We start from the raw sequence: 18,841 nt of genomic DNA, 5'->3' as shown, positions 1-18,841 counted from the left end.
GACCGCGTTGTCAATGAAGACCGCATCGAGCAAGGGCGAAGCCTGCTGCCGGATCACCAGGTCGGCGGACATGGCAGAGCCGGGCAGGGCGTCCGGTGATCGCTCGGCGGACAGGACGGACGGATCGATGCGGTCGCGCAATGCAGGTCTCGGCGCCATGGTGACAGCGCCCGCACGAGGCGAGATGCCGGGAGTTCCATCGTGACGGAGGCGTCCGCCAGCTCCGCGAAACCTCTAGCCGGAATCCGGGTGCTCGAACTCGCCCGCATCCTGGCCGGGCCCTGGTGCGGACAATGCCTCGCCGATCTCGGCGCTGACGTCGTCAAGGTCGAGCGGCCCGGGGCGGGTGACGATACCCGCAGCTGGGGACCGCCCTTTGTTGAGGCCGCGGACGGCGGCGAATTGTCGGCCGGCTATTACCATGCCGCGAACCGGGGCAAGCGCTCGGTCGAGGTCGAGCTCGACACGCCGGACGGGCAGACGATTCTACGCCGGCTCGCTTCCCGGGCCGACATTCTGATCGAGAATTTCAAGGTCGGTGGCCTGCGGAAATACGGGCTCGACTATGCGAGTCTCTCCGCCGAAAACCCGCGCCTGATCTATTGCTCGGTGACCGGGTTCGGCCAGACCGGGCCCTACGCCCATCGGGGCGGCTACGATTTCATGATCCAGGGCATGTCCGGGATCATGTCCCTCACCGGCGAACCCGAGGGCGAGCCGCTGAAGACGGCGGTCGCCTTCGCCGACGTCTTCACCGGCATGTATGCGACGAGCGCCGTCCTGGCCGCGCTCCAGGGGCGCGAGCGGACCGGCCGGGGCTGCCACATCGACATGGCGCTGCTCGACACGCAGATCGCCGTGATGGGCAACCAGGCGATGGTGCATCTCCTGACCGGCCGGCCGCCGCCCCGGACCGGCAACGCCCATACCTCGATCGTGCCCTACCAGGTCTTTCCGGTCGCCGACGGCCACATCATCGTCGCATGCGGCAATGACGGACAGTTCCGGCGCCTGTGCTTCGTGCTGGGCACGGGCTGGGCGGAGGATCCGCGCTACGCCACCAACCCGGCCCGCGTCGCGGCCCGCGAGACGCTGGTCCCGCTGATCGCGGCCGAGACCGCGAAATGGGCCAAGGAGGACATCCTGGCCGCTTTCGAGCGCGAGACGATGCCGGCCGGCCCGATCAACACGCTGGACGAAGTGTTCGACGACCCGCAGGTGCTCCACCGCCGCATGGTCTCGGACCTGCCCGAACCGAATGCGGAGGGGGGCGCGGTGCCGACCCTTCGCGGCCCGATCGTGATCGACGGGGAACCGGTGGTCGCCACGACCGCCGCGCCCCGCCTCGGCCAGCACACGACAGAGGTTCTGGACGACCCGGATTGGGGCGGTCGGGATTCGGGCGCCGTGCCTTAGCCGCCAACCGCGGCCGAACAACCCTTGCAGCGTTGCCTGATCGCCGAGGCCGCGCTGAGGTGGCCTGCCTAGTGCGATCGCCTCCATGCAGAGACGCGAACCCGCTCGCGGCTGCTCGAATCTTTGCTTGTGTACTGCGCAATGGCCAAGCTTAGACAGCGGAAAACAAGACTAGATTCATTACGGAATTGTAATGAGAGGCGTTCAGATTGCGTTCAACCTGGTAATTCCAATTAGCATCCCGCGTTGCCTGAGAAATACATTTTTAGAATCAGGCTCGTTCATGAGAGATCTCACCGTTGCTGAATCGCCAGCTTGGGAGTCTCTACGGGAGTAAGACGATGACACGACTCAAATTTGTCTTGATCGCATCGGCACTGACGTTGGCTCCGGCCATCTCGCAGGCCCAGAGCGGCGCAGCGACCGGTGCTGCGACGGGCGCCGTTGGTGGTGCCGTGGTCGGCGGACCTGTCGGCGCCGTGGTCGGTGCCGGCGTGGGCGCCGTCGTCGGCGGCTTCTCGGATGCCGAACGCCCTCGCTTTCGGGAATACGTCACCCGTGAGAAGCGGCCGTCCTACACCTATCGGGAGACCGTGCGGGTCGGCGGCGAGCTGCCTGCGTCGGGCGTGACCTATTATGAGGTTCCCTCCGAATACGGTGTGAAGACCTACCGCTACACCGTGGTCAACGACCGCGTCGTGCTGGTCGATCCGACCACCCGCCGCATCGTCCAGATCGTCGAGTAACAGGCGACCGGTCAGCCGTGCCTCGGCACGGCTGACCTCCTGCCGTCATCGGCCGATCCTGCCCTCGTCGAAGAGCAGGACAAACAACACGAACAACCCAAGGAGATGATGTCATGAACAAGCCATGGATGAAGATGCCGGCGGCCGCGCTGGCCCTGCTGCTCGGCAGCACGGCGCTGCTGCACGCGCAGGCCCCGGCCGGGGCCGACACCAAGTCGGGCGCAGCTCCCGCCGCGGCGTCCCCGGGCGTCGCCACCGGCAAGGTCGGGGCTGAAGGCGCCGGCGGCGGCGGCGGTGCCACACGCGCCGGCGGCGGCGATAAATCCGGCGCGGGCGCGATGTCCGGCGAACGTCGCGGGGCCGCGGGTGGAGCGGGTGCCGCCACTTCACCGACCGGTGATGCCGGCATGAGGCGCGGTGGCGGCGGCGGGAGCGAGCCGACGGTTCGCGCCGAGTCCGACCGTGGGGGCGCCCGCATGGATCGGCGCGGATCGATGGACCGGCCCAGTGCCGTCCGGACACGCGTCGACGTCCGGAGCGGGGCCTATGCCGGGCCGCGCCGCTCGGTGACGCGGGTCGTGGTTCGGGACCGGCCGCGTTTCGGGCGCCGCATCGTGATGCGGGGCCCCGCCTGCACCGTGCGCATCGTGAGGACGCGGACGGCCTTCGGTGTCCGGGTCCGCAAGATCCGGGTCTGCCGTCGCTGAAGGAGCGAACGGCCGGACAGCAAGACGCGAGGCGCGCCGAAAGCGCGTCTCGTCCTGGGGGGGATGCTAGTCGGTGAGCGGGCGCGCCTCTTCCGGCAGCATGATCGGGATGCCGTCCCGGATGGGATAGGCGAGCCGGGCGCTGCGGCTGACGAGTTCCTGGGCCGCCGCGTCGTAATCGAGCCGGCCCTTGGTCAGCGGGCAGACCAGGATTTCGAGCAGTTTAGGATCGATCCGGGGCGCGCCGGCGCTCTCGGACGCGAGCGGCTCCATGGGGGATGTGTCGGTCATGGGAGCCCGCCTTATTGCAGGGTGGTCTGGGAGCCGGCATCCGTCTTGGCCAGCTCCATCTCGGTGATCGCGATCAACGTCTGGGCGCGAGTCCGGAGGTCGGGCGCCTCGAGCAGCGCCTGTTTCTCGCGAGCCCCGAACGGCGCCATCATCGAGAGCGCGTTCACGAGCGCCTCATTGGGCGCCTTCTCGATCCCGGCCCAGTCGATCTTCAGGTTCGTGGCCTCGGTGAACTTGAGCAAGACCGAGAGCACCGCGGCGCGGTCGACCTCGTTCTCGCCGAGACGCGGCTTGAAGTCGGACGCATAGGCGGCGAACGACACCCGGCATTGCCGGAAGGGCGTCGTGACCGGCACCTCGGACTCGATCGCGAACCGGGACACCCCGGCGAGCGAGATGACATACCGGCCGTCTCCGGTCTCGGCGAACTGGACCAGGCGTCCGACGCAGCCGACCCGCTGCAGGCGCGGCGGCGCGTTGCCCTCGACCTCGCTGACCGGCTGCACCATCCCGATGAGCCGGGCGCCACGCAGGGCGGCGTCCACCAGTTGCACGTAGCGGGGCTCGAACACGTTCAGCGGCATCTGCCCTCGCGGCAGCAGCAACGCTCCCGAGAGCGAAAAGACCGGGATCGTCTCCGGCAGGTCCTGCGGTCCATCATAGACGACGTTCATGCCGCTCCCTCGGTCGCTCCGGCTTCCCGGACGGTCACGCGAACAGGATCGAGGACAGCCGCTTGCGACCCGCGATGGTCGCGGGATCCATCGGCCCCCAAGCCTCGAAGAACTGGACGAGCTGCTTGCGGGCGCCGTCCTCCTGCCAGGTGCGGTCCTTCCGAACGATCGTGAGGAGCTGGTCCGCGGCAGCCTCGCGGTCGTTTCGGCCGTTCAATCCGAGCGCGAGATCGAATCGCGCCTGGTGGTCGTCCGGATCGGCCGCCACCTTCCGCTCGAGGTCGCCCAGATCGCCGAGCGAGGCGGCCTGTTCCGCAAGCTCGATCGCGGCCCGGATACCGGCGAGAGCCGGATCCTTCGCCGCCGGAGGCGCCATGTCGGCGACGCGCCGCGCGCCCTCGACGTCGCCCAGGTCGAGATGCAGCTTGGCGAGCGCCGCGATGGCGGCAACGTTGTCAGGCTCCTCGGCAAGGACCGCGCCGTAGAGTTCGGCCGCGCCGGGCGCATCGCCGGCCTCCGCCAGTGCGGCAGCCTCGGCCAGGAGCTCCGCTCCGGCATTCGCCGCGACCCCAGGACCGGCCACGCGGTCGATGAAGGCCTGGACCTGGCTTTCCGGGAGCGCACCCATGAACCCGTCCACCGGTTGGCCCTGGTCGAAGGCGTAGACGGCCGGGATCGACTGAACCCCGAGCTGGCCCGCGATCTGGGGGTGCTGATCGATGTTCATTTTGACGAGCTTCACCTTGCCGCCCGCCGCCCGCACGGCTTTCTCGATCACCGGGGTCAGCTGCTTGCAGGGCCCGCACCAGGGAGCCCAGAAATCCACGAGGACCGGCTGCTTCATCGATTCGGCGATGACGTCCTGCCGAAAAGCGGCGGTGGTCGTGTCTTTGATCAAGCCGTCAGGTGGCGGCGCAGCGGTCGCGGCGAGCATCGAATTCCTCTGGACGGTTGCGGGTCCAACCTGGCGCTAAGATGGGGCGGCGCCCGAAGCCATGCAATCAGGCTTGGCCCGCTCGGATTGCGGCCCGAGCCGGATCACGGCAGGCTCGTAGCCGGTCGCCTTGAGAAAGGCGAGAAAGTCCGGATTGGCGATCGAGGTCGTCATCGTGTTCGCGAGGGGATGGAAGTTCAGCAGCGGGTGGCGCATCAGGAGCTCGTCCAGCACCACGCTGACGCGCCGGTCTCTGTCGTGGACGAGAGCGAACGGGGTAACGGAGCCGGGCTCGACGCCGAGCACCTCGCGGAGGAGGTCGGCCGAGCCGAAGGAGAGGCGGCCGGAGGCGCCGACCCGCTCGTGCAGCGTCTTCAGGTCGACCCGGGTGTCGTGTTCCGCGACGACGAGGAACAACCGCCCGCGCCGATCCTTGAGGAACAGGTTCTTGGAATGCGCGCCCGCGATCGCGGCCTTGACGGGCGCGGATTCCTCGACCGTGAAGACGGCCTCGTGCGTGTGGGTTTCGGTCGACAGGCCCAAGCCTGCGAGGTGATCGAGGAGTTCGGACGGATTCATCTGTCGAGGCATCCTCGCCTTCCGGGGCAGGCCCATGTCATGAGAAGACCCTGCCAACCCTATGACGATATGTACTCACGGGCAGGCTCCAGGCACCCTATATGGAATGAGAGCGGTTCACGCGCAGGATCGACATGGCCGGTATTTCCGTCACACTCGAGGGCAATAATATCCAGCTCGCCTTCGAGAAGAACGATCACACGACGGCTGTCGTCATGGACCCAGGCACGGCGCAATCGCTGATCCTGGCGCTTGGCCAGATGCTGCTCAAGATCGATGCGGATGACGAGGATGGCGGGCCGGACGAGGATGACGACGGCGACGGCGAGAGCTACGGCGAGGACGAGTTCTTGGACGTGACCTCCCCCAGCATCGACATCGGCACCGACGAGAACGGCCAGGCCGTGGTCGCGCTCCAGGCCGGCCCGCTACCGCCCTTCGTGCTGCGCCTCAACGACGATGAGGCCCGGCACGTGGCGCAGGGCCTCCTCGATATCCTGAGTTCGCCCCGCGACATCCGGTCGTCGCAGGGCGATCATTAAGGCGTCCGCGTCAGAGCTGCATCGGGCTCGTCGGCCGGCCAGGCAGGTAGTCCGGCTCGGAGCCGGGCCCTGTCGGATCGCCGATGCCGGGATCGTTCACGGGATACGGCGAGCGCGGGCCCGTCGGACCGACGTCCGGAAGCTCGTCCGGCTGACCGGGCGGGATTTCGGTTGGGATGTTGCCGCCCGGGATCGGCTCGTGGTCCGGGTTCGACGGGCGCGGCGCAGGCGAAGCCTTGATATGCGGTACGACGTCCATGGCTTTTCTCCTCGAGACGGGTGCCCTTGGGCCTGTCACGTCAACAAGAGCGGGCCAAAGGCGTTCCGGGGACGCGCGGTTGCCGCGACGCTTGGCATCAGCCTGGTCGGGCGAAGCGGCTGAATTCCCGGGCGACCTCACGGTAGATCGCACGCTTGAAGGGCACGACCAGAGCCTCGACGGCGTCCAGCGTCTCCCAGCGCCAGTCTGAGAACTCGACCGGCTGGCCGTCGAAGCTGCGGGAGACGTCGATCTCGCTCTCCTCGCCCGTGAACCGCATGGCGAACCACAATTGCCGCTGGCCGCGGAAGCGGGTCAGCCGGTGCGGCGACCCCGGATAGGGCGGAAAATCGTAGGTGAGCCAGTCCGGCATCGCGCCGATCACGGCCGCGCTCCGCACGCCCGTCTCTTCCCACAATTCCCGCCGAGCGGCTGCTTCGGGATCTTCGCCCGGATCCATCCCGCCTTGCGGCATCTGCCACTCGTGCCCGGGCAGGATGATCTCGGGCCCGTCATCGGCGATCCGACGCGCGATCAGCACGCCGCCGTTCCGGTCGAAGAGCGCGATCCCGACATTCGCTCGATACGGCCCCACGCACACCCCGCGCTGTTTCAGAAGGCAGACCCTAGCCACGCATGGGAGGTGGATAACCGCAGACGTCGCATTCGCAAATGCAGCGGTCTTCCTTGGCCGAATCCGGCCATTGCGGCTGTCGGCTCCGCTTGAGCCGAGGACCGACGAGGTCAGCGTCGCCCCCGCGCTGGCGGCGTCGACGCCCGGAGTGGCCCTGGTGTACAGGACGGACGAGGCAAGCCGGCCTCGTCCGTCGATTGCGCCCCCGCCATGCTCGCCCGTATCCTCCAGGATCCTCGCACCGAACGGGTCATCCTCGGCCTTATCCTGTTCAACGCGATCACGCTGGGGCTCGAGGCCGAGCCCTGGGCCGAGGCCAAATACGGGCCGATACTCGACACGATCGACACGGTCGTCCTCTGCATCTTCGTCGCCGAACTCACAGCCCGGATCGCTGTCCAGCGGCTCGCCTTCTTCCGCGATCCCTGGAACGTGTTCGACTTCCTGGTCATCGGCGTGGCGCTCGTTCCCGCCACCGGTTCGCTCTCCGTCCTGCGCGCCTTGCGGGTGCTCAGGGTCCTGCGGCTCGTGACCGTGGTCCCGTCCCTGAAGCGGGTGGTGAACGGGCTCATGATCGCGCTGCCCGGGATGGCGTCGATCATGATCCTGCTTCTCCTCGTCTTCTACGTCTTCTCCGTCATGGGCGCGAAGCTCTACGGCGCGACGAAGCCCGAGCTCTTCGGCTCGCTCGGCACGGCCGCCTACACGCTGTTCCAGGTCATGACCTTCGACGATTGGTCGAGCGGCGTCGTGAAGCCTTTGATGGAGACGCATCCCTTCGCCTGGCTGTTCTTCGTCGCCTTCATGCTGCTGTCGAGTTTCATGGCGCTGAACCTTTTCATCGGCGTCGTGGTCAGCGCGCTGGACGAGGAGACGGCCGACGACGTGCCGAAACTCACGCGCGACCACGATACCGACCGGCGCATCCTCGAGGAATTGGCGGCTTTGCGGGTGGAACTCGCGCATCTCCGGGGACAGCCGCCAGCCGGCCAGCTGACGGCGAGCGGGGCGTCGTGAGCGTCTCCGAGGCGGCCGGCTATTGGGTCCGGCCCGAGCCGGGCAACGAGCGCCTGACCGAGCGGGTGACCGGGGTCGACCAGTCGGGCCAGCCGGTCGAGACCCGGGTCGTTGTCGAGCGGCCGCTCACGCTCTACCTCAACGCCCGCGAGATCGTCACCATGATGACGATCGGCGACCATCCGGACCTGCTCGCGCTCGGCTACCTGCTGAACCAGGCCATGCTCCGGCCGGACGACGTCGTGACCGGGATCGATTTTGACGAGGAACTCGACGTCGTCGTGGTCCGGACCGAGCGCACGACCGATTTCGAGGAGAAGCTCCGCAAACGGACGCTGACCTCGGGCTGCGCCCAGGGCACGGCCTTCGGCGACCTGATGGACGTGATCGAGACGGCGGCTTTGCCACCGGCCGAGCTGCGCACGTCCTGGCTCTACGGGCTGACGCACCGGATCAACACCACGCCCTCGCTCTATCTCGAGGCAGGCGCCATCCATGGCTGCGTGCTCTGCGAGGGCGACCAGCCGCTCGTCTACATGGAGGATGTCGGCCGCCACAACGCGGTCGACAAGATCGCCGGCTACATGTTCCGGCACCGGACCGATCCGGCGACCAAGATCTTCTACACGACCGGGCGGCTGACCTCCGAGATGGTGATCAAGACCGTCCGGATGGGCATCCCGATCCTCGTCTCGCGCTCGGGCTTCACGGCCTGGGGCGTCGAACTCGCCCGCAAGGCCGGGCTGACGCTCGTCGGCCGGGCACGCGGCCGGCGTTTCCTGGTTCTAGCCGGCGAGGACCGGATCGTCTTCGACGCCGATCCCGGCTCCGCCGGCGACGAGCCCGCCCGGCATCGCCGCAAGGGGTCCGAGGATGAATGAGCCGGTGCTCGGCGCGATCCTGGCCGGCGGGCTCGCGCGCCGCATGGGCGGCGGCGACAAGACGCTGCGGCGCGTCGGCGGCCGCACGATCCTCGACCACGTCGTCGCGCGATTCCGGCCGCAATGCGGCGCGCTCGTCGTCAATGCCAATGGCGACCCGTCCCGTTTCGCCGCCTGGGGCCTGCCGGTCGTCGCCGACACGGTGCCGGATTTCGCCGGTCCGCTCGCCGGCATCCTGGCCGCGCTCGACCACGCGGCGGAGCACCATCCGGGCGTCCACGACGTGGTGTCGGTCGCGGCCGACACGCCCTTCCTGCCGGCCGACCTCGTCGCGCGGCTCCTGGCCGACCGGGCGGAAGCCGGCGCGGACCTCGCCTGCGCGGCCTCGGGCGGCTGGACGCATCCGGTGATCGGCCTCTGGCCGGTCGCGATCCGGGACGACCTCCGCCGGGCCCTCGCCGAGGGCGAGCGCAAGATCGACCGCTTCACGGCCCGCTACCCGATCGCGGCGGTGGAATGGCCGACCGAGCCGGTCGACCCCTTCTTCAACGCCAACGCGCCGGACGACCTGGACCAAGCCGAAGCCATGCTGGCCCGGCTCGAAGCATGACCCGGCGCTCAGCCTCCGAGCTGCGCCTTTCTTATCCGGAACGTGACGACGTCGCCGCCATCCTCTACCGCCTCCAGCACGTCCCCGGTTTCGCGGATGAGGTTCGGGATGTCGAGGCGGGAGAGCGGATCGGTGCAGTCGACCGCGAGCAGGTCGCCAGGCAGAGCGGCCCGCAGAGCCTTGCGGGTGCGGAGCGCCGGCAGCGGGCATTTCAGCCCGCGGAGATCCAGAACGCGATCGGTCATCGGGCTGGACTTAGACGAGGTCGCGACCCGCTGTCGACGCGCCCGGTCGGACGGATGCCCGCCGGCATGACGCGGAGCCCAGCCTCGACCGCCCTGATGCCGCTCGTGGAGGCGGTCGCCGCGCTGACGGCCGACGTCACGCCGGTCGCGCCGCAACGCGTCGCGTCGGCTCTCGCGCTCGGCTGTGTCGCGGCCGAGACGGTCGTGGCCGGCGAGGGGCCGCCGCCCGGGGCGACGGCACTCCGGGACGGATGGGCCGTTTCTTTTGCCCGCGTCTCCGGAGCGGGTCCCCATTCCCCCGTCCCGCTCGGCACCGACCTCGCCTGGATGGATGCGGGCGATCCCGTTCCGGCCGGTTTCGACACCCTGCTTCCGCCCGATTCCGTCGAGGATGGCAGCGCCGTCGCGGACGCGCCGGAAGGGGAGGGGATCCGGGTCGCGGGCGGCGATCTCGGCCCGGACGACGTTATCCTCCGGGCCGGCGAGCTGTTGCGCCCGCTCCACCTCCTCGCCCTCGCGACCGCCGGCGTGACCGACATCGCGGTGCGACAGCCGCGGATTCGGCTGGTCACCGCCGGCCGTCTCCCGGCCGGTCGCGATGCGCTCGGACCGGCGCTCGCCGCGGTCCTGGCCGGCTGGGGCTGCCGCGTCTCGCCGGCGACGCCCGCCGATGCCGGCCCGCAGGCGCTCGCCGACATCCTCGGAGAGGGTGAGGCCGACGCCGTCTTCGTCCTCGGCGGCACCGGGTTCGGTCGCGCCGACCATGCCGTGGAGGCGCTCGCCCTCGCCGGCCACGTCGCGGCGGCTGGCATCGCGCTCCGGCCGGGCGAGACCGCCGCCTTCGGCCAGTCGCGCGTCCCCGTCTTGCTGCTGCCGGGCCGACCGGAGTCCGCGCTCGCAGCCCTCCTCACGCTCGGCCGCCCGCTGGTCGACGCGCTCGCCGGCCGCGCGCCGCATCCGCCACGGCAGCCCGAGCCGATCACTCGCAAGGTCGTCTCCACCATCGGCATGGCCGAGATCGTCTTCGTGCGGCGAACCGCCTCCGGGCTAGAACCGCTCGGCGGGGTCGAGCTTCCGCTCCGTCGCCTGATCGAGGCCGACGGCGCGGTGCTGGTACCGCCCGAGCGGGAGGGCTACCCGGCCGGCACCCCGCTCGCGTGGGTGCCGCTGTGACGGCGGCCACCCTCGAACGCGACGGCCTCCTGGCGCGGATCGCCGAGGCAGCCCGGCAGGAGCAGTTCCTGACCGTGGTCAGCCGCGAGGAGGCGCATGCCCGCTTCCGGGAGGCGGTGCCGCATGCCCCGCTTCAGGCCGAGCGGGTCAGGCTGGACGATGCGCTCGGCCGCGTGCTGGCCGCCGACATCGCCTCGCCGATCGACGTGCCGCCCTTCGACCGCTCCCTCGTCGACGGTTTCGCGCTCCGGGCCGCCGATACAGTCGGAGCAGGCGAAGACCAGCCGGTCCGGCTGGTGCTGAACCGGGAAATCCTGGCCTGCGGGGTCGCGCCCGGCCTCCTCGTCCGGCCCGGCACGGCGACGACGGTCGCGACCGGCGGCATGATCCCGCGCGGCGCCGATGCCGTCTGCATGGTCGAGGCAACCGAACTCGTCGGAGCCGAGGGCGCGCCCGCGATCGACCTCCGCAAGCCGGCCGCGCCCGGCCAGTTCGTCGGCTATGCCGGGTCCGACATGGCCCGGGGCGAGACGGTGCTGCGGCGCTGGACGTTCGTGACCGCGCGCGAGATCGGCATCCTGGCCGCCTGCGGGATCGCCTCGCTCGACGCCGTGCGCCGGCCCCGGGTCGCGATCCTGTCGACCGGCGACGAACTCGTGGCGCCGGGCGAGGCGCTGCGGCCGGCCGCGCTCTACGATTCCAACGCCGCGATCGTGGCCGCCTCCACGCGGGAGAATGGCGGCGAGCCGGTCCGGCTCGGCATCGTACCGGACGACGAGACGAAGCTCGCGGCCGCGCTGCAAACCGCGCTCGCCTCGGCCGATCTCGTGGTCCTGTCCGGCGGCACCTCGAAGGGGACGGGCGACGTCTCGCACCGGATCCTCACGAACCTGCCGGGTGCCACCATCCTGATCCATGGCGTCGCCCTGAAGCCCGGCAAGCCGCTCTGCCTCGCAGCCGTCGGCGGCAAGGCCGTCGTGATCCTGCCGGGCTTCCCGACCTCGGCCATGTTCACCTTCCACGACATGGTCGTACCGCTGATCCGGGCGCTGGCCGGCCTTCCGCCGCGCGAGGAGGAGAGCCTCGACGCGATCCTGCCGTCGCGGCTCGCCTCGGAACTCGGCCGGACCGAATTCGTGATGGCCTCGCTCTCCCGCTCCCCGGACGGGCTCGTGGCCTTGCCGCTCGCCAAGGGCTCGGGTTCGGTCACGGCCTTCTCCCAGGCCGACGGCTTCTTCGCCGTCCCGGCCGCCCGGTCCGGCCTCGAAGCGGGCGAGCATGTCACCGTGACCCGGCTCGGCGCCGGCACACGGCCGCCCGACCTCACGATCGTCGGCAGCCATTGCCTCGGCCTCGACCGGCTCGTCGGCCGGCTCGCCGAGCGCGGGATCCGGGCCCGCACGGTCGCGATCGGCTCGGCCGGCGGGGTCGCGGCCCTGAAGCGCCGCGAATGCGAACTCGCCGCGACCCATCTCTTCGATCCCGCGAGCGGCCTCTACAACACGCCCTTTCTGGCCCCCGGCATGGACCTAGTCCCGGGTTGGCGGCGCCTCCAGGGCATCGTCTATCGCCCGGAGGATTCGGCCCTCTTCGCCGGCCGGAGCCCGGCCGAGGCGGTCGCGGCCGCCGCCCGCGCCCCGGATCTCGTGATGGTGAACCGGAATGCCGGTTCCGGCACCCGCCAGCTCGTCGACGGCCTGCTCGCCGGCGCGCGGCCGGCCGGCTTCTGGAACCAGCCCCGCTCGCACAACGCCGTCGCGGCCGCGATCGCGCAGGGCCGCGCCGATTGGGGCGTCGCGATCGAGACTATCGCGCGGATCTACGGCCTCGGCTTCCTGCCGCTGACCGAGGAGCATTACGACTTCGCGCTGTGGGCGGACCGCCGCGCCGAACCGGCGTTGGCCGCCTTCCTCGACGTGCTGGCAGATCGCGGCATGGCGTCCGACCTCGCGGAACTCGGCTTCGGCCGGCCCGGGAGCGGCTGAGCGATGGCCGGCGACATGCGCGTCATCGGGCTCGCCGGCTGGAGCGGCGCCGGCAAGACGACCTTGCTCGCGCGGCTGATCCCGGCCCTCGTCGCGCGCGGCCTCCGGGTCGCGACCGTGAAACACGCCCACCATGCCTTCGACCTCGACCAGCCCGGCAAGGATTCGCATCTCCACCGGGTGGCGGGTGCGTCCGAGGTGATCGTCTCCTCCGAGACCCGCTGGGCGCAGATCCACGAGAACCGGGGCGAGGCGGAGGCGAGCCTCGCCGCACTTCTCGGCCGGCTCTCGCCCTGCGACCTCGTCCTCGTCGAGGGATACAAGCGCGAGCGCCATCCGAAGCTCGAGGTCTTTCGGGCCGCGAACGGGCGGGCGCCGCTGCATCCGGACGATCCCGAAATCGTCGCGATTGCGAGCGACACGCCCTTCCCACAGGCGCGGATTCCCGTGGTGCCGCTCGACGACGTCGCGGCCGTCACGCAGGTGGTGCTGGCCGGCGCGGCCCCGCTTGCGGAGGTGCTGGAGAGGCTCAGGCATGGCCCAGCTCACTGACGATTGCTTCGCCTTCGGCGGCGCGCTCATGCCGATCGAGGCCGCCGTCGCGCTCATCGCCGAGCGCGTGCCGGTGGTCGCCGGGATCGAGACGGTGCCGCTCCGCGACGCCGACGGCCGGATCGCGGCCGAGGATGTCCGGGCCGGGATCGACCTGCCGCCCTTCGACAACTCCGCCGTCGACGGTTACGCCGTGCGCCACGCCGACCTCGCGGCCGGGGCCGAGACGATCTTGCCCGTTGGCGGCCGCGTCGCCGCCGGCCATGCGGCCGACCGCGTCCCGGCCCGGGCGGCGGCAATCCGCATCTTCACCGGCGCGCCGATGCCGCCCGGCTTCGACACCGTCTTCATGCAGGAGGACGTGCGCCCCGACGGCGACGGCGTCGGGCTCCCGCCGGGCCTGAAGCCGGGCGCGAACCGGCGTTTCGCCGGCGAGGACGTCGCGCGCGGCGAGATCGCGATCGCGGCCGGCCGCCGTCTCGGCCCGGCCGATCTCGGGGTCGCGGCCGCGATCGGCCGGGGGAGCCTCGCCGTTCGCCGCCGGCTGCGGGTCGCGGTCTTCTCGACCGGCGACGAACTGACCGAGCCCGAGATGCCGCTCGCGCCGGGCGCGATCCACGATTCCAACCGCGTCATGCTGGCCGCCCTGCTGCGCCGGCTCGGGGCGGAGGTGCGCGACCTCGGCATCCTGCGTGACGACCGGGCTTTGCTCGCTGGCCGCATCGCGGCGGTCGCGGGCGAACACGACCTCGTCGTCACCTCGGGCGGCGTCTCGACCGGCGAGGAGGACCATGTCGGGGCCGCGCTCGACAGCATCGGCCGCACCGTCTTCTGGCGGCTCGCGATCAAGCCCGGCCGCCCGGTCGCGATGGGCCTCGTCGGGGGTGTGCCGCTGGTCGGTCTGCCCGGCAACCCGGTTGCGGCCTACGTGACGTTGCTCTTCGTCGTGCGCCCGCTCCTCGCCCGGCTCGCGGGCGAAAGCTACGCGCCCCCGCTCGGCCTGCCGGTCCGGGCGGCCTTCCGCTACGGCAAGAAGGCCGGACGGCGGGAATTCGTCCGCGTGACCTTGCGGCGCGAGCCGGACGGGTCGGTCGTGGCCGTGAAATTCCCGCGCGAGGGTGCCGGGCTCCTCTCCTCGCTGACCGGGAGCGACGGGCTCGCCGAACTCGCCGACGAGACGACCCGGGTGGAGGAGGGCGACGAGGTCACGTTCCACCCGCACAGCTTGCTCTGGTAGGCGGGGCAGAGCCGGCACCGTGCCAGTTCGGACCCGAAGGCCGGGCCGGGAACGGCCGGCTTGCTGCCCGGTTTCGCTCACTTCCAACCGGAGCCGACCATGACTGATCGCCCCCTCGCCGTCGTGACCGGAGCCTCGGCCGGCATCGGCTACGAACTCGCTCTCCTCTGTGCCCAGAACGGCTTCGACCTCGTCGTCGCGGCGGACCAGGCCAAGATCCAGGCCGTCGCGGCGGAATTCCGCGCGGCGGGCGCGCAGAGGGTCGACGCCGTGCAGGCCGACCTCTCTACCACCGACGGCAACGACGCCCTCTACCGGGCTGTCCAGGCGGCGGGACGCCCGGTGGATGCGCTCCTCGCCAATGCCGGGCGGGGCCTCGGCCGCGCCTTCCTCGATCAGGATTGGGACGAGATCCGGTCCGTGATCGACACGAACATCACCGGTACGACCTATCTCCTCCACACGATCGGGCGGGACATGAAGCGCCGGGGCCAGGGCCGGATCCTGATCACGGGCTCGATCGCGGGCTTCATGCCGGGAAGCTTCCAGGCCGTCTACAACGGCTCGAAGGCGTATCTGAACAGCCTGTCCTTCGCCCTGCGCGAGGAGCTGAAGGACACCGGGATCACCGTCACGGTGCTTGAGCCCGGCCCGACCGAGACGGAATTCTTCGAGCGCGCCGACATGATGGACACGAAGGTCGGCACGGCCAAGAAGGACGACGCCCGGATGGTCGCCGAACAGGGCTTCGAGGCCATGATGAAGGGTCAGTCCGACGTGACCGCCGGCTGGAAGAACAGGATCCAGGCCGCCGTCGCGAACGTCATCCCGGACGAACTCCTGGCCAAGGCCCATCGCGGCATGGCCGAACCCGGCACCGCGAAGAGCTGAGCGGCGGCAGCGCGGGTTGCCCTCCGCTTGTGGGGAGCGGTTCGGCTACGGCTGCATACGCCCCAGATCGTCGAGCCAGGCCTCGAGCAAAGGCAGCTCCTCCGCCCCGACGAGGTCCATCCGGACGAGTTCGCCGTAGCAGAGCCGCATCGCCTCCGGGATGGTGGAGACGCCCGTCGGCAGGTCCAGCGCGTCGAGCGCGACCCGGATCCGCTCGTTGTTGAGGTAGCCCGGGACCTCCTCCTCGAAGTCGCGCAGCAGATTATGCTCGTTCCGCTCCTGGAACACCGTCGATGAATGGAAAAGCAGGCCCCAGCCGTTCAGGTAGGCGATCCGCTGCGCGACGAAGCTGCGCCAGATGTCGGTCATCCGGAAGGAGCAGTGGAAGGGCAGGTAGAGGAGCGGGAAGGCCTCCGGCCACCAGGTCGTGTTCTGGCTGTTGAAGGGGCACCAGGCGCCTTTCAGGGCGACCGGCTCGGCCTGTTTGAAGTCGAAGGGGAGCGGCAGGACGAGGCGGTAGATCGCGTCCACATCCGGGTTCTCGTCCGCGAGCCCCTGCTGGATCGGGCAGTAGATATTCTCGACGGGGAAGCCGGACAGGGCCGGGGGCTTCTGCAGGATCCGGTCGAGCGGCAGGCCGCGCGGCCAGATCTGGGCGTCGGCGAAATAGCCGTAGACATTGACCCAGTCGCGGGTGTCGACGACGCGGGCCGGGACACTCGGCCGGCGCTCCTCCCAGAAGCTGTCTCGCGGAATGTTGTCGTCGTCGGTCTCGACGATGATCGTGGCGCCGTTCCGGATCGCGACCAGGTAGCCGATATTCTTGCGGGCGTAATGGCGCTCCGGCACGAGCTCGGCGAAGCGGAAGCCGATCGCCCGCTGGGCGGCGAGATCGAGATAGGTCGCGCCGGGCTGGTCGAAATCCGCCGGGCTCTTGGAATCCCCGATCAGCACGAATTCCGCGCCGAGCCGCCCCGCGTCGCGGGCGATCTCCTGGACGGCCCGGGTCGGCGGATTGATCGTCGTGATGACGACGGCGTAGCGTTCGGGCATCGTCTTCTCTGCCGGGAGGTCGGGGAAGCGGTAGCTACAGGATGCCCGGCGGAATTGGCAACGTCCGCGCTTATCGCCTCGGCGCTCGTGTCGGGCCGCCTCTCGCCGCCGGCGCCAAGTGGATTCCGGGTCGGCGGGCCGCGCTCCGAGTCAGGAGGCGTAGCCGAGCCGGTCCTTGAGCCAGTAATAGGCGATGCCGAGCGTCATGCCGGGCTTCCGCAAGGCGTGGCCGGGGATCGGCGACAGGCCGGAGACCGGAAAGAGGTCGTCGCCGCGGCCGAGGAGCTTGTCGGCCAGTAGCCCTCCCATCACGGTCGACATGGCGACGCCGCGTCCGTTGTAGCCGAGCGGGATGTGCAGGCCGGGTTCCGGCTCGTGCAGGTGGATCATGGAATCGAGCGTCAGCCCGACCTGGCCGGACCAGGAATAGGCGACGCGGCTATCCCGGAGCTGCGGGTAGAAGCGGTGCATCCGGGCTTCCAGACCGCGCCGGTAGCTGTCGCGCTCGGCCGGGCCGACCGCGCCGCGGCCGCCGAGGACAAAGCGGTTGTCGGGCGAGATCCGGAAATAGAAGGCGAGCTTGCGGGTCTCGGAGGCGCAGGCCCGGGTCGGCAGGATCGTCTCCAGGACGTTGGCCGGCAGCGGCTCCGTCGCGACCAAGATGCTCTGCACGGTCAGGAAGGTGCACGACAGGCCGGGCCAGAGCCCGTCCGAATAGGCGTCGGTCGCAAGCACGACCGACCTGGCAACGAGCCGGCCCCGCTCAGTCTCGATCCGCCACTCCGCGCCCTGTCGCGCCAGGCGTCGGACGGCGGTCTCCTGGTACACCGACGCCCCGGCCCGTTCGGCCGCGCGGGCGAGGCCGCGCACATAGGCGAGCGGCTGGATGGTGCCGGCCCGGGGATCAATCCAGCCGCCCACATACTGGTTGGTGCCGGTCAGCCCCGCGATCTCGCCTGCGTCGAGCATTCTGAGCGGCACGCCCCGACGTTGCCATTGCGCGGCCCGGGCCTGCACGGCGGGGAGCGCCGGCAGCGCATGCGCGCCCTGGATCCAGCCCGCCCGGACCGGGTCGCAGGCGATGCCGTGGCGCTCGACGAGATCGAAGACGCGATCGGCCGCGCCGCTCGCCAAGTCCGCCAGCCGGGACCCTCGCTCCGGCCCGAAGGTTGCCTCGAGCGCATCGGGTTCGAGCTTCAGGCCGGGGATCACTTGGCCGCCATTCCGGCCGGAGGCCCCGAAGCCGATCTCGCGCGCTTCCAGAAGGGCCACGGTCGCGCCGCCTTCCGCGAGATGCAGGGCGGCCGAGCAGCCGGCATTGCCGCCGCCGATGACGGCCACGTCCACGCTCCGGTCGCCCTCGAGCCGCCGGACCGGCCGGGGCGGCTCCTTGGCGCTCGCACACCATAGCGACGTCGTGAAGCTCTGGTCGGAGGACGGCATCGCGAGACCTTGCAGCGTGGACCGGCGAGTCCGAATCGAGAGCCTTCGCCCGGCGCGGAGGATGGCAAGCATCTGTCTGGCGATCTCCTCCCTGGTCGACAACCCCGCCCGGCTCTACGCTGTCTCAGCGGGCCGACCCGCTAGAGGACGAGAACATGCTGCGCAGCATCGAGGGCGAGGTCGCCTGGATCACGGGAGCCGGGTCCGGCATCGGCCAGGTGGCCGCGGTCGCCTTCGCCCGTGAGGGGGTGAAGCTCGTGCTCACGGGGCGGCGGGCCGAAGCGCTGGAGGAGACGGCGAAGCTGTGCCGGGAGGCGGGCGGGGCGGCGAGCGTGGCGCCAGCCGATATGGCCCGCGCGGCCGAGGTCGAGGCTGTCTGCGAGACGATCCGGTCCGAATATGGCCGCTGCGATATCCTGGTGAATTCGGCCGGGCTCAACGTGCCCAAGCGCAGCTGGCAGGAACTCAGCACGGACGGCATCGATACCGTCATCGCGGCAGACCTGAACGGTCCCTTCTACGCCTCGCGCGCGGTGCTGCCGATGATGCGGCAGCAGGGCGGCGGCCTGATCATCCAGATCTCGTCCTGGGCGGGCCGCTATGTGTCGAAGCTGACCGGCCCGGCCTATGCGGCCGCGAAACACGGCCTCGTCGCGCTGTCCGAGAGCCTGAACCAGGAGGAATGCGGCCACGGCATCCGGTCCTGCTGCATCTGCCCGGGCGAGGTCGCGACGCCGATCCTCGACAAGCGGCCGGTGCCGGTGACCGCCGAGGACCGCGCCCGCATGCTGCAGGCGGAGGACATGGCGGAGACGATCCTGTTCGTCGCCCGCATGCCGGCCTCGGTCTGCCTGAACGAGATCCTGATGAGCCCGACCTGGAACCGCGGCTATCTGGAGGGCATAAAGCTGTAGGCAGCTGTCCGCTCATACCGACGGAAACCGGTATCCAGGGCAGGGGCTGGACCTCGGC

At 70.3% G+C, this 18,841-nt stretch carries 22 protein-coding genes; 13 read left to right on the top strand and 9 right to left on the bottom strand.

Translation table 11 applies throughout. The features are described from left to right. The first annotated feature begins 201 nt into the window (after positions 1-201). The 3 genes from ACFE87_RS03015 to ACFE87_RS03005 all read left to right on the top strand — a co-directional run bounded on the left by ACFE87_RS03015 (position 202) and on the right by ACFE87_RS03005 (position 2,869). Positions 202-1,416: a CaiB/BaiF CoA transferase family protein gene (locus tag ACFE87_RS03015; RefSeq protein WP_375458127.1), complete on the top strand. Its 1,215-nt coding sequence runs from the start codon at positions 202-204 to the stop codon at positions 1,414-1,416. A 341-nt stretch (positions 1,417-1,757) separates the two neighbouring features. Continuing rightward, a complete protein-coding gene (locus tag ACFE87_RS03010) occupies positions 1,758-2,162 on the top strand; it encodes a DUF1236 domain-containing protein (protein WP_375458126.1) in 405 nt (134 codons plus the stop codon). Between the two features lie 113 nt (positions 2,163-2,275). Further along, positions 2,276-2,869, top strand: a complete 594-nt coding sequence (locus tag ACFE87_RS03005; protein WP_375458125.1) for a hypothetical protein — start codon at positions 2,276-2,278, stop codon at positions 2,867-2,869. Positions 2,870-2,935: 66 nt separating this feature from the next. Here the strand turns inward: ACFE87_RS03005 and ACFE87_RS03000 are convergent, their stop codons facing one another. Genes ACFE87_RS03000 through ACFE87_RS02985 form a run of 4 tightly spaced genes read right to left on the bottom strand, consistent with a single transcriptional unit; the run spans position 2,936 to position 5,347 of the window. Next, complete coding sequence (locus tag ACFE87_RS03000; RefSeq protein WP_375458124.1) at positions 2,936-3,160, bottom strand: Trm112 family protein; 225 nt, start codon at positions 3,158-3,160, stop codon at positions 2,936-2,938. A gap of 11 nt (positions 3,161-3,171) precedes the next feature. Next, positions 3,172-3,834: an LON peptidase substrate-binding domain-containing protein gene (locus ACFE87_RS02995; protein ID WP_375458123.1), complete on the bottom strand. Its 663-nt coding sequence runs from the start codon at positions 3,832-3,834 to the stop codon at positions 3,172-3,174. Positions 3,835-3,868: 34 nt separating this feature from the next. Next, complete coding sequence (trxA, locus tag ACFE87_RS02990) at positions 3,869-4,768, bottom strand: thioredoxin (protein ID WP_375458122.1); 900 nt, start codon at positions 4,766-4,768, stop codon at positions 3,869-3,871. Between the two features lie 36 nt (positions 4,769-4,804). Next, positions 4,805-5,347, bottom strand: a complete 543-nt coding sequence (locus tag ACFE87_RS02985; protein ID WP_375458121.1) for a prolyl-tRNA synthetase associated domain-containing protein — start codon at positions 5,345-5,347, stop codon at positions 4,805-4,807. Positions 5,348-5,481: 134 nt separating this feature from the next. On the opposite strand from ACFE87_RS02985, the gene ACFE87_RS02980 reads away from it, so the two are divergent. Then, a complete protein-coding gene (locus tag ACFE87_RS02980) occupies positions 5,482-5,889 on the top strand; it encodes a hypothetical protein (RefSeq protein ID WP_375458120.1) in 408 nt (135 codons plus the stop codon). Between the two features lie 10 nt (positions 5,890-5,899). Here ACFE87_RS02980 and ACFE87_RS02975 read toward each other — a convergent pair whose 3' ends face one another. Beyond that, positions 5,900-6,148: a hypothetical protein gene (locus ACFE87_RS02975; RefSeq protein ID WP_375458119.1), complete on the bottom strand. Its 249-nt coding sequence runs from the start codon at positions 6,146-6,148 to the stop codon at positions 5,900-5,902. A gap of 97 nt (positions 6,149-6,245) precedes the next feature. Next, a complete protein-coding gene (locus ACFE87_RS02970) occupies positions 6,246-6,743 on the bottom strand; it encodes an RNA pyrophosphohydrolase (protein ID WP_375458118.1) in 498 nt (165 codons plus the stop codon). Positions 6,744-6,992: 249 nt separating this feature from the next. On the opposite strand from ACFE87_RS02970, the gene ACFE87_RS02965 reads away from it, so the two are divergent. From ACFE87_RS02965 to mobA, 3 genes are read left to right on the top strand one after another with little or no spacing between them, the layout of a single operon-like run. After that, positions 6,993-7,799 carry an ion transporter gene (locus ACFE87_RS02965; RefSeq protein WP_375458117.1) on the top strand — a complete coding sequence of 269 codons (807 nt, stop codon included), beginning with the start codon at positions 6,993-6,995 and terminating at the stop codon, positions 7,797-7,799. Next, positions 7,796-8,680 carry a formate dehydrogenase accessory sulfurtransferase FdhD gene (locus ACFE87_RS02960; protein ID WP_375458116.1) on the top strand — a complete coding sequence of 295 codons (885 nt, stop codon included), beginning with the start codon at positions 7,796-7,798 and terminating at the stop codon, positions 8,678-8,680. Before ACFE87_RS02965 ends, ACFE87_RS02960 begins: the two co-directional genes overlap by 4 nt. After that, on the top strand, positions 8,673-9,290 hold the full coding sequence (mobA, locus tag ACFE87_RS02955; protein WP_375458115.1) for a molybdenum cofactor guanylyltransferase MobA: 618 nt from the start codon (positions 8,673-8,675) through the stop codon (positions 9,288-9,290). Before ACFE87_RS02960 ends, mobA begins: the two co-directional genes overlap by 8 nt. A gap of 8 nt (positions 9,291-9,298) precedes the next feature. Here the strand turns inward: mobA and ACFE87_RS02950 are convergent, their stop codons facing one another. Further along, positions 9,299-9,535: a sulfurtransferase TusA family protein gene (locus ACFE87_RS02950; RefSeq protein WP_375458114.1), complete on the bottom strand. Its 237-nt coding sequence runs from the start codon at positions 9,533-9,535 to the stop codon at positions 9,299-9,301. A gap of 66 nt (positions 9,536-9,601) precedes the next feature. Between ACFE87_RS02950 and ACFE87_RS02945 the strand changes: the two genes are divergently transcribed. From ACFE87_RS02945 to ACFE87_RS02925, 5 genes are all read left to right on the top strand, one after another. After that, on the top strand, positions 9,602-10,708 hold the full coding sequence (locus tag ACFE87_RS02945; protein WP_375458113.1) for a molybdopterin-binding protein: 1,107 nt from the start codon (positions 9,602-9,604) through the stop codon (positions 10,706-10,708). Beyond that, a complete protein-coding gene (locus ACFE87_RS02940) occupies positions 10,705-12,693 on the top strand; it encodes a molybdopterin biosynthesis protein (RefSeq protein ID WP_375458112.1) in 1,989 nt (662 codons plus the stop codon). The genes ACFE87_RS02945 and ACFE87_RS02940 overlap by 4 nt, the downstream gene beginning before the upstream one ends. Before the next feature lie 15 nt (positions 12,694-12,708). After that, positions 12,709-13,245: a molybdopterin-guanine dinucleotide biosynthesis protein B gene (mobB, locus tag ACFE87_RS02935; protein WP_375458179.1), complete on the top strand. Its 537-nt coding sequence runs from the start codon at positions 12,709-12,711 to the stop codon at positions 13,243-13,245. Beyond that, positions 13,229-14,482, top strand: a complete 1,254-nt coding sequence (glp, locus tag ACFE87_RS02930; protein ID WP_375458111.1) for a gephyrin-like molybdotransferase Glp — start codon at positions 13,229-13,231, stop codon at positions 14,480-14,482. Before mobB ends, glp begins: the two co-directional genes overlap by 17 nt. Positions 14,483-14,581: 99 nt before the next feature. After that, a complete protein-coding gene (locus ACFE87_RS02925; protein WP_375458110.1) occupies positions 14,582-15,373 on the top strand; it encodes an SDR family NAD(P)-dependent oxidoreductase in 792 nt (263 codons plus the stop codon). A 45-nt stretch (positions 15,374-15,418) separates the two neighbouring features. On the opposite strand, the gene ACFE87_RS02920 is transcribed toward ACFE87_RS02925, so the two are convergent. Both ACFE87_RS02920 and ACFE87_RS02915 read right to left on the bottom strand, forming a co-directional pair. Continuing rightward, a complete protein-coding gene (locus ACFE87_RS02920) occupies positions 15,419-16,426 on the bottom strand; it encodes an STELLO glycosyltransferase family protein (RefSeq protein ID WP_375458109.1) in 1,008 nt (335 codons plus the stop codon). Positions 16,427-16,576: 150 nt separating this feature from the next. Then, positions 16,577-17,941: an NAD(P)/FAD-dependent oxidoreductase gene (locus ACFE87_RS02915; protein ID WP_375458108.1), complete on the bottom strand. Its 1,365-nt coding sequence runs from the start codon at positions 17,939-17,941 to the stop codon at positions 16,577-16,579. Positions 17,942-18,024: 83 nt separating this feature from the next. On the opposite strand from ACFE87_RS02915, the gene ACFE87_RS02910 reads away from it, so the two are divergent. Beyond that, positions 18,025-18,783, top strand: coding sequence for an SDR family oxidoreductase (locus ACFE87_RS02910; protein ID WP_375458107.1), 759 nt, complete (start codon positions 18,025-18,027; stop codon positions 18,781-18,783). The last annotated feature ends 58 nt before the right edge of the window (positions 18,784-18,841 follow it).

It is taken from the genome of uncultured Enterovirga sp., assembly GCF_964242715.1.
In the GTDB taxonomy this organism is placed as follows: Bacteria; Pseudomonadota; Alphaproteobacteria; order Rhizobiales; family Beijerinckiaceae; genus Enterovirga.
This window is presented reverse-complemented; position numbering and strand designations above follow the sequence as displayed.

What these genes read in the sequence shown, in the direction of transcription:
- ACFE87_RS03010 (WP_375458126.1), top strand. Translation starts at nt 1,758, where the DNA reads ATGACACGACTCAAATTTGTCTTGATCGCATCGGCACTGACGTTGGCT.
- ACFE87_RS03005 (WP_375458125.1), top strand. Translation starts at nt 2,276, where the DNA reads ATGAACAAGCCATGGATGAAGATGCCGGCGGCCGCGCTGGCCCTGCTG.
- ACFE87_RS03000 (WP_375458124.1), bottom strand. Translation starts at nt 3,160, where the DNA reads ATGACCGACACATCCCCCATGGAGCCGCTCGCGTCCGAGAGCGCCGGC.
- ACFE87_RS02995 (WP_375458123.1), bottom strand. Translation starts at nt 3,834, where the DNA reads ATGAACGTCGTCTATGATGGACCGCAGGACCTGCCGGAGACGATCCCG.
- trxA (WP_375458122.1), bottom strand. Translation starts at nt 4,768, where the DNA reads ATGCTCGCCGCGACCGCTGCGCCGCCACCTGACGGCTTGATCAAAGAC.
- ACFE87_RS02985 (WP_375458121.1), bottom strand. Translation starts at nt 5,347, where the DNA reads ATGAATCCGTCCGAACTCCTCGATCACCTCGCAGGCTTGGGCCTGTCG.
- ACFE87_RS02980 (WP_375458120.1), top strand. Translation starts at nt 5,482, where the DNA reads ATGGCCGGTATTTCCGTCACACTCGAGGGCAATAATATCCAGCTCGCC.
- ACFE87_RS02975 (WP_375458119.1), bottom strand. Translation starts at nt 6,148, where the DNA reads ATGGACGTCGTACCGCATATCAAGGCTTCGCCTGCGCCGCGCCCGTCG.
- ACFE87_RS02965 (WP_375458117.1), top strand. Translation starts at nt 6,993, where the DNA reads ATGCTCGCCCGTATCCTCCAGGATCCTCGCACCGAACGGGTCATCCTC.
- mobA (WP_375458115.1), top strand. Translation starts at nt 8,673, where the DNA reads ATGAATGAGCCGGTGCTCGGCGCGATCCTGGCCGGCGGGCTCGCGCGC.
- ACFE87_RS02950 (WP_375458114.1), bottom strand. Translation starts at nt 9,535, where the DNA reads ATGACCGATCGCGTTCTGGATCTCCGCGGGCTGAAATGCCCGCTGCCG.
- ACFE87_RS02945 (WP_375458113.1), top strand. Translation starts at nt 9,602, where the DNA reads ATGACGCGGAGCCCAGCCTCGACCGCCCTGATGCCGCTCGTGGAGGCG.
- mobB (WP_375458179.1), top strand. Translation starts at nt 12,709, where the DNA reads ATGCGCGTCATCGGGCTCGCCGGCTGGAGCGGCGCCGGCAAGACGACC.
- glp (WP_375458111.1), top strand. Translation starts at nt 13,229, where the DNA reads ATGGCCCAGCTCACTGACGATTGCTTCGCCTTCGGCGGCGCGCTCATG.
- ACFE87_RS02925 (WP_375458110.1), top strand. Translation starts at nt 14,582, where the DNA reads ATGACTGATCGCCCCCTCGCCGTCGTGACCGGAGCCTCGGCCGGCATC.
- ACFE87_RS02920 (WP_375458109.1), bottom strand. Translation starts at nt 16,426, where the DNA reads ATGCCCGAACGCTACGCCGTCGTCATCACGACGATCAATCCGCCGACC.
- ACFE87_RS02915 (WP_375458108.1), bottom strand. Translation starts at nt 17,941, where the DNA reads ATGCTTGCCATCCTCCGCGCCGGGCGAAGGCTCTCGATTCGGACTCGC.
- ACFE87_RS02910 (WP_375458107.1), top strand. Translation starts at nt 18,025, where the DNA reads ATGCTGCGCAGCATCGAGGGCGAGGTCGCCTGGATCACGGGAGCCGGG.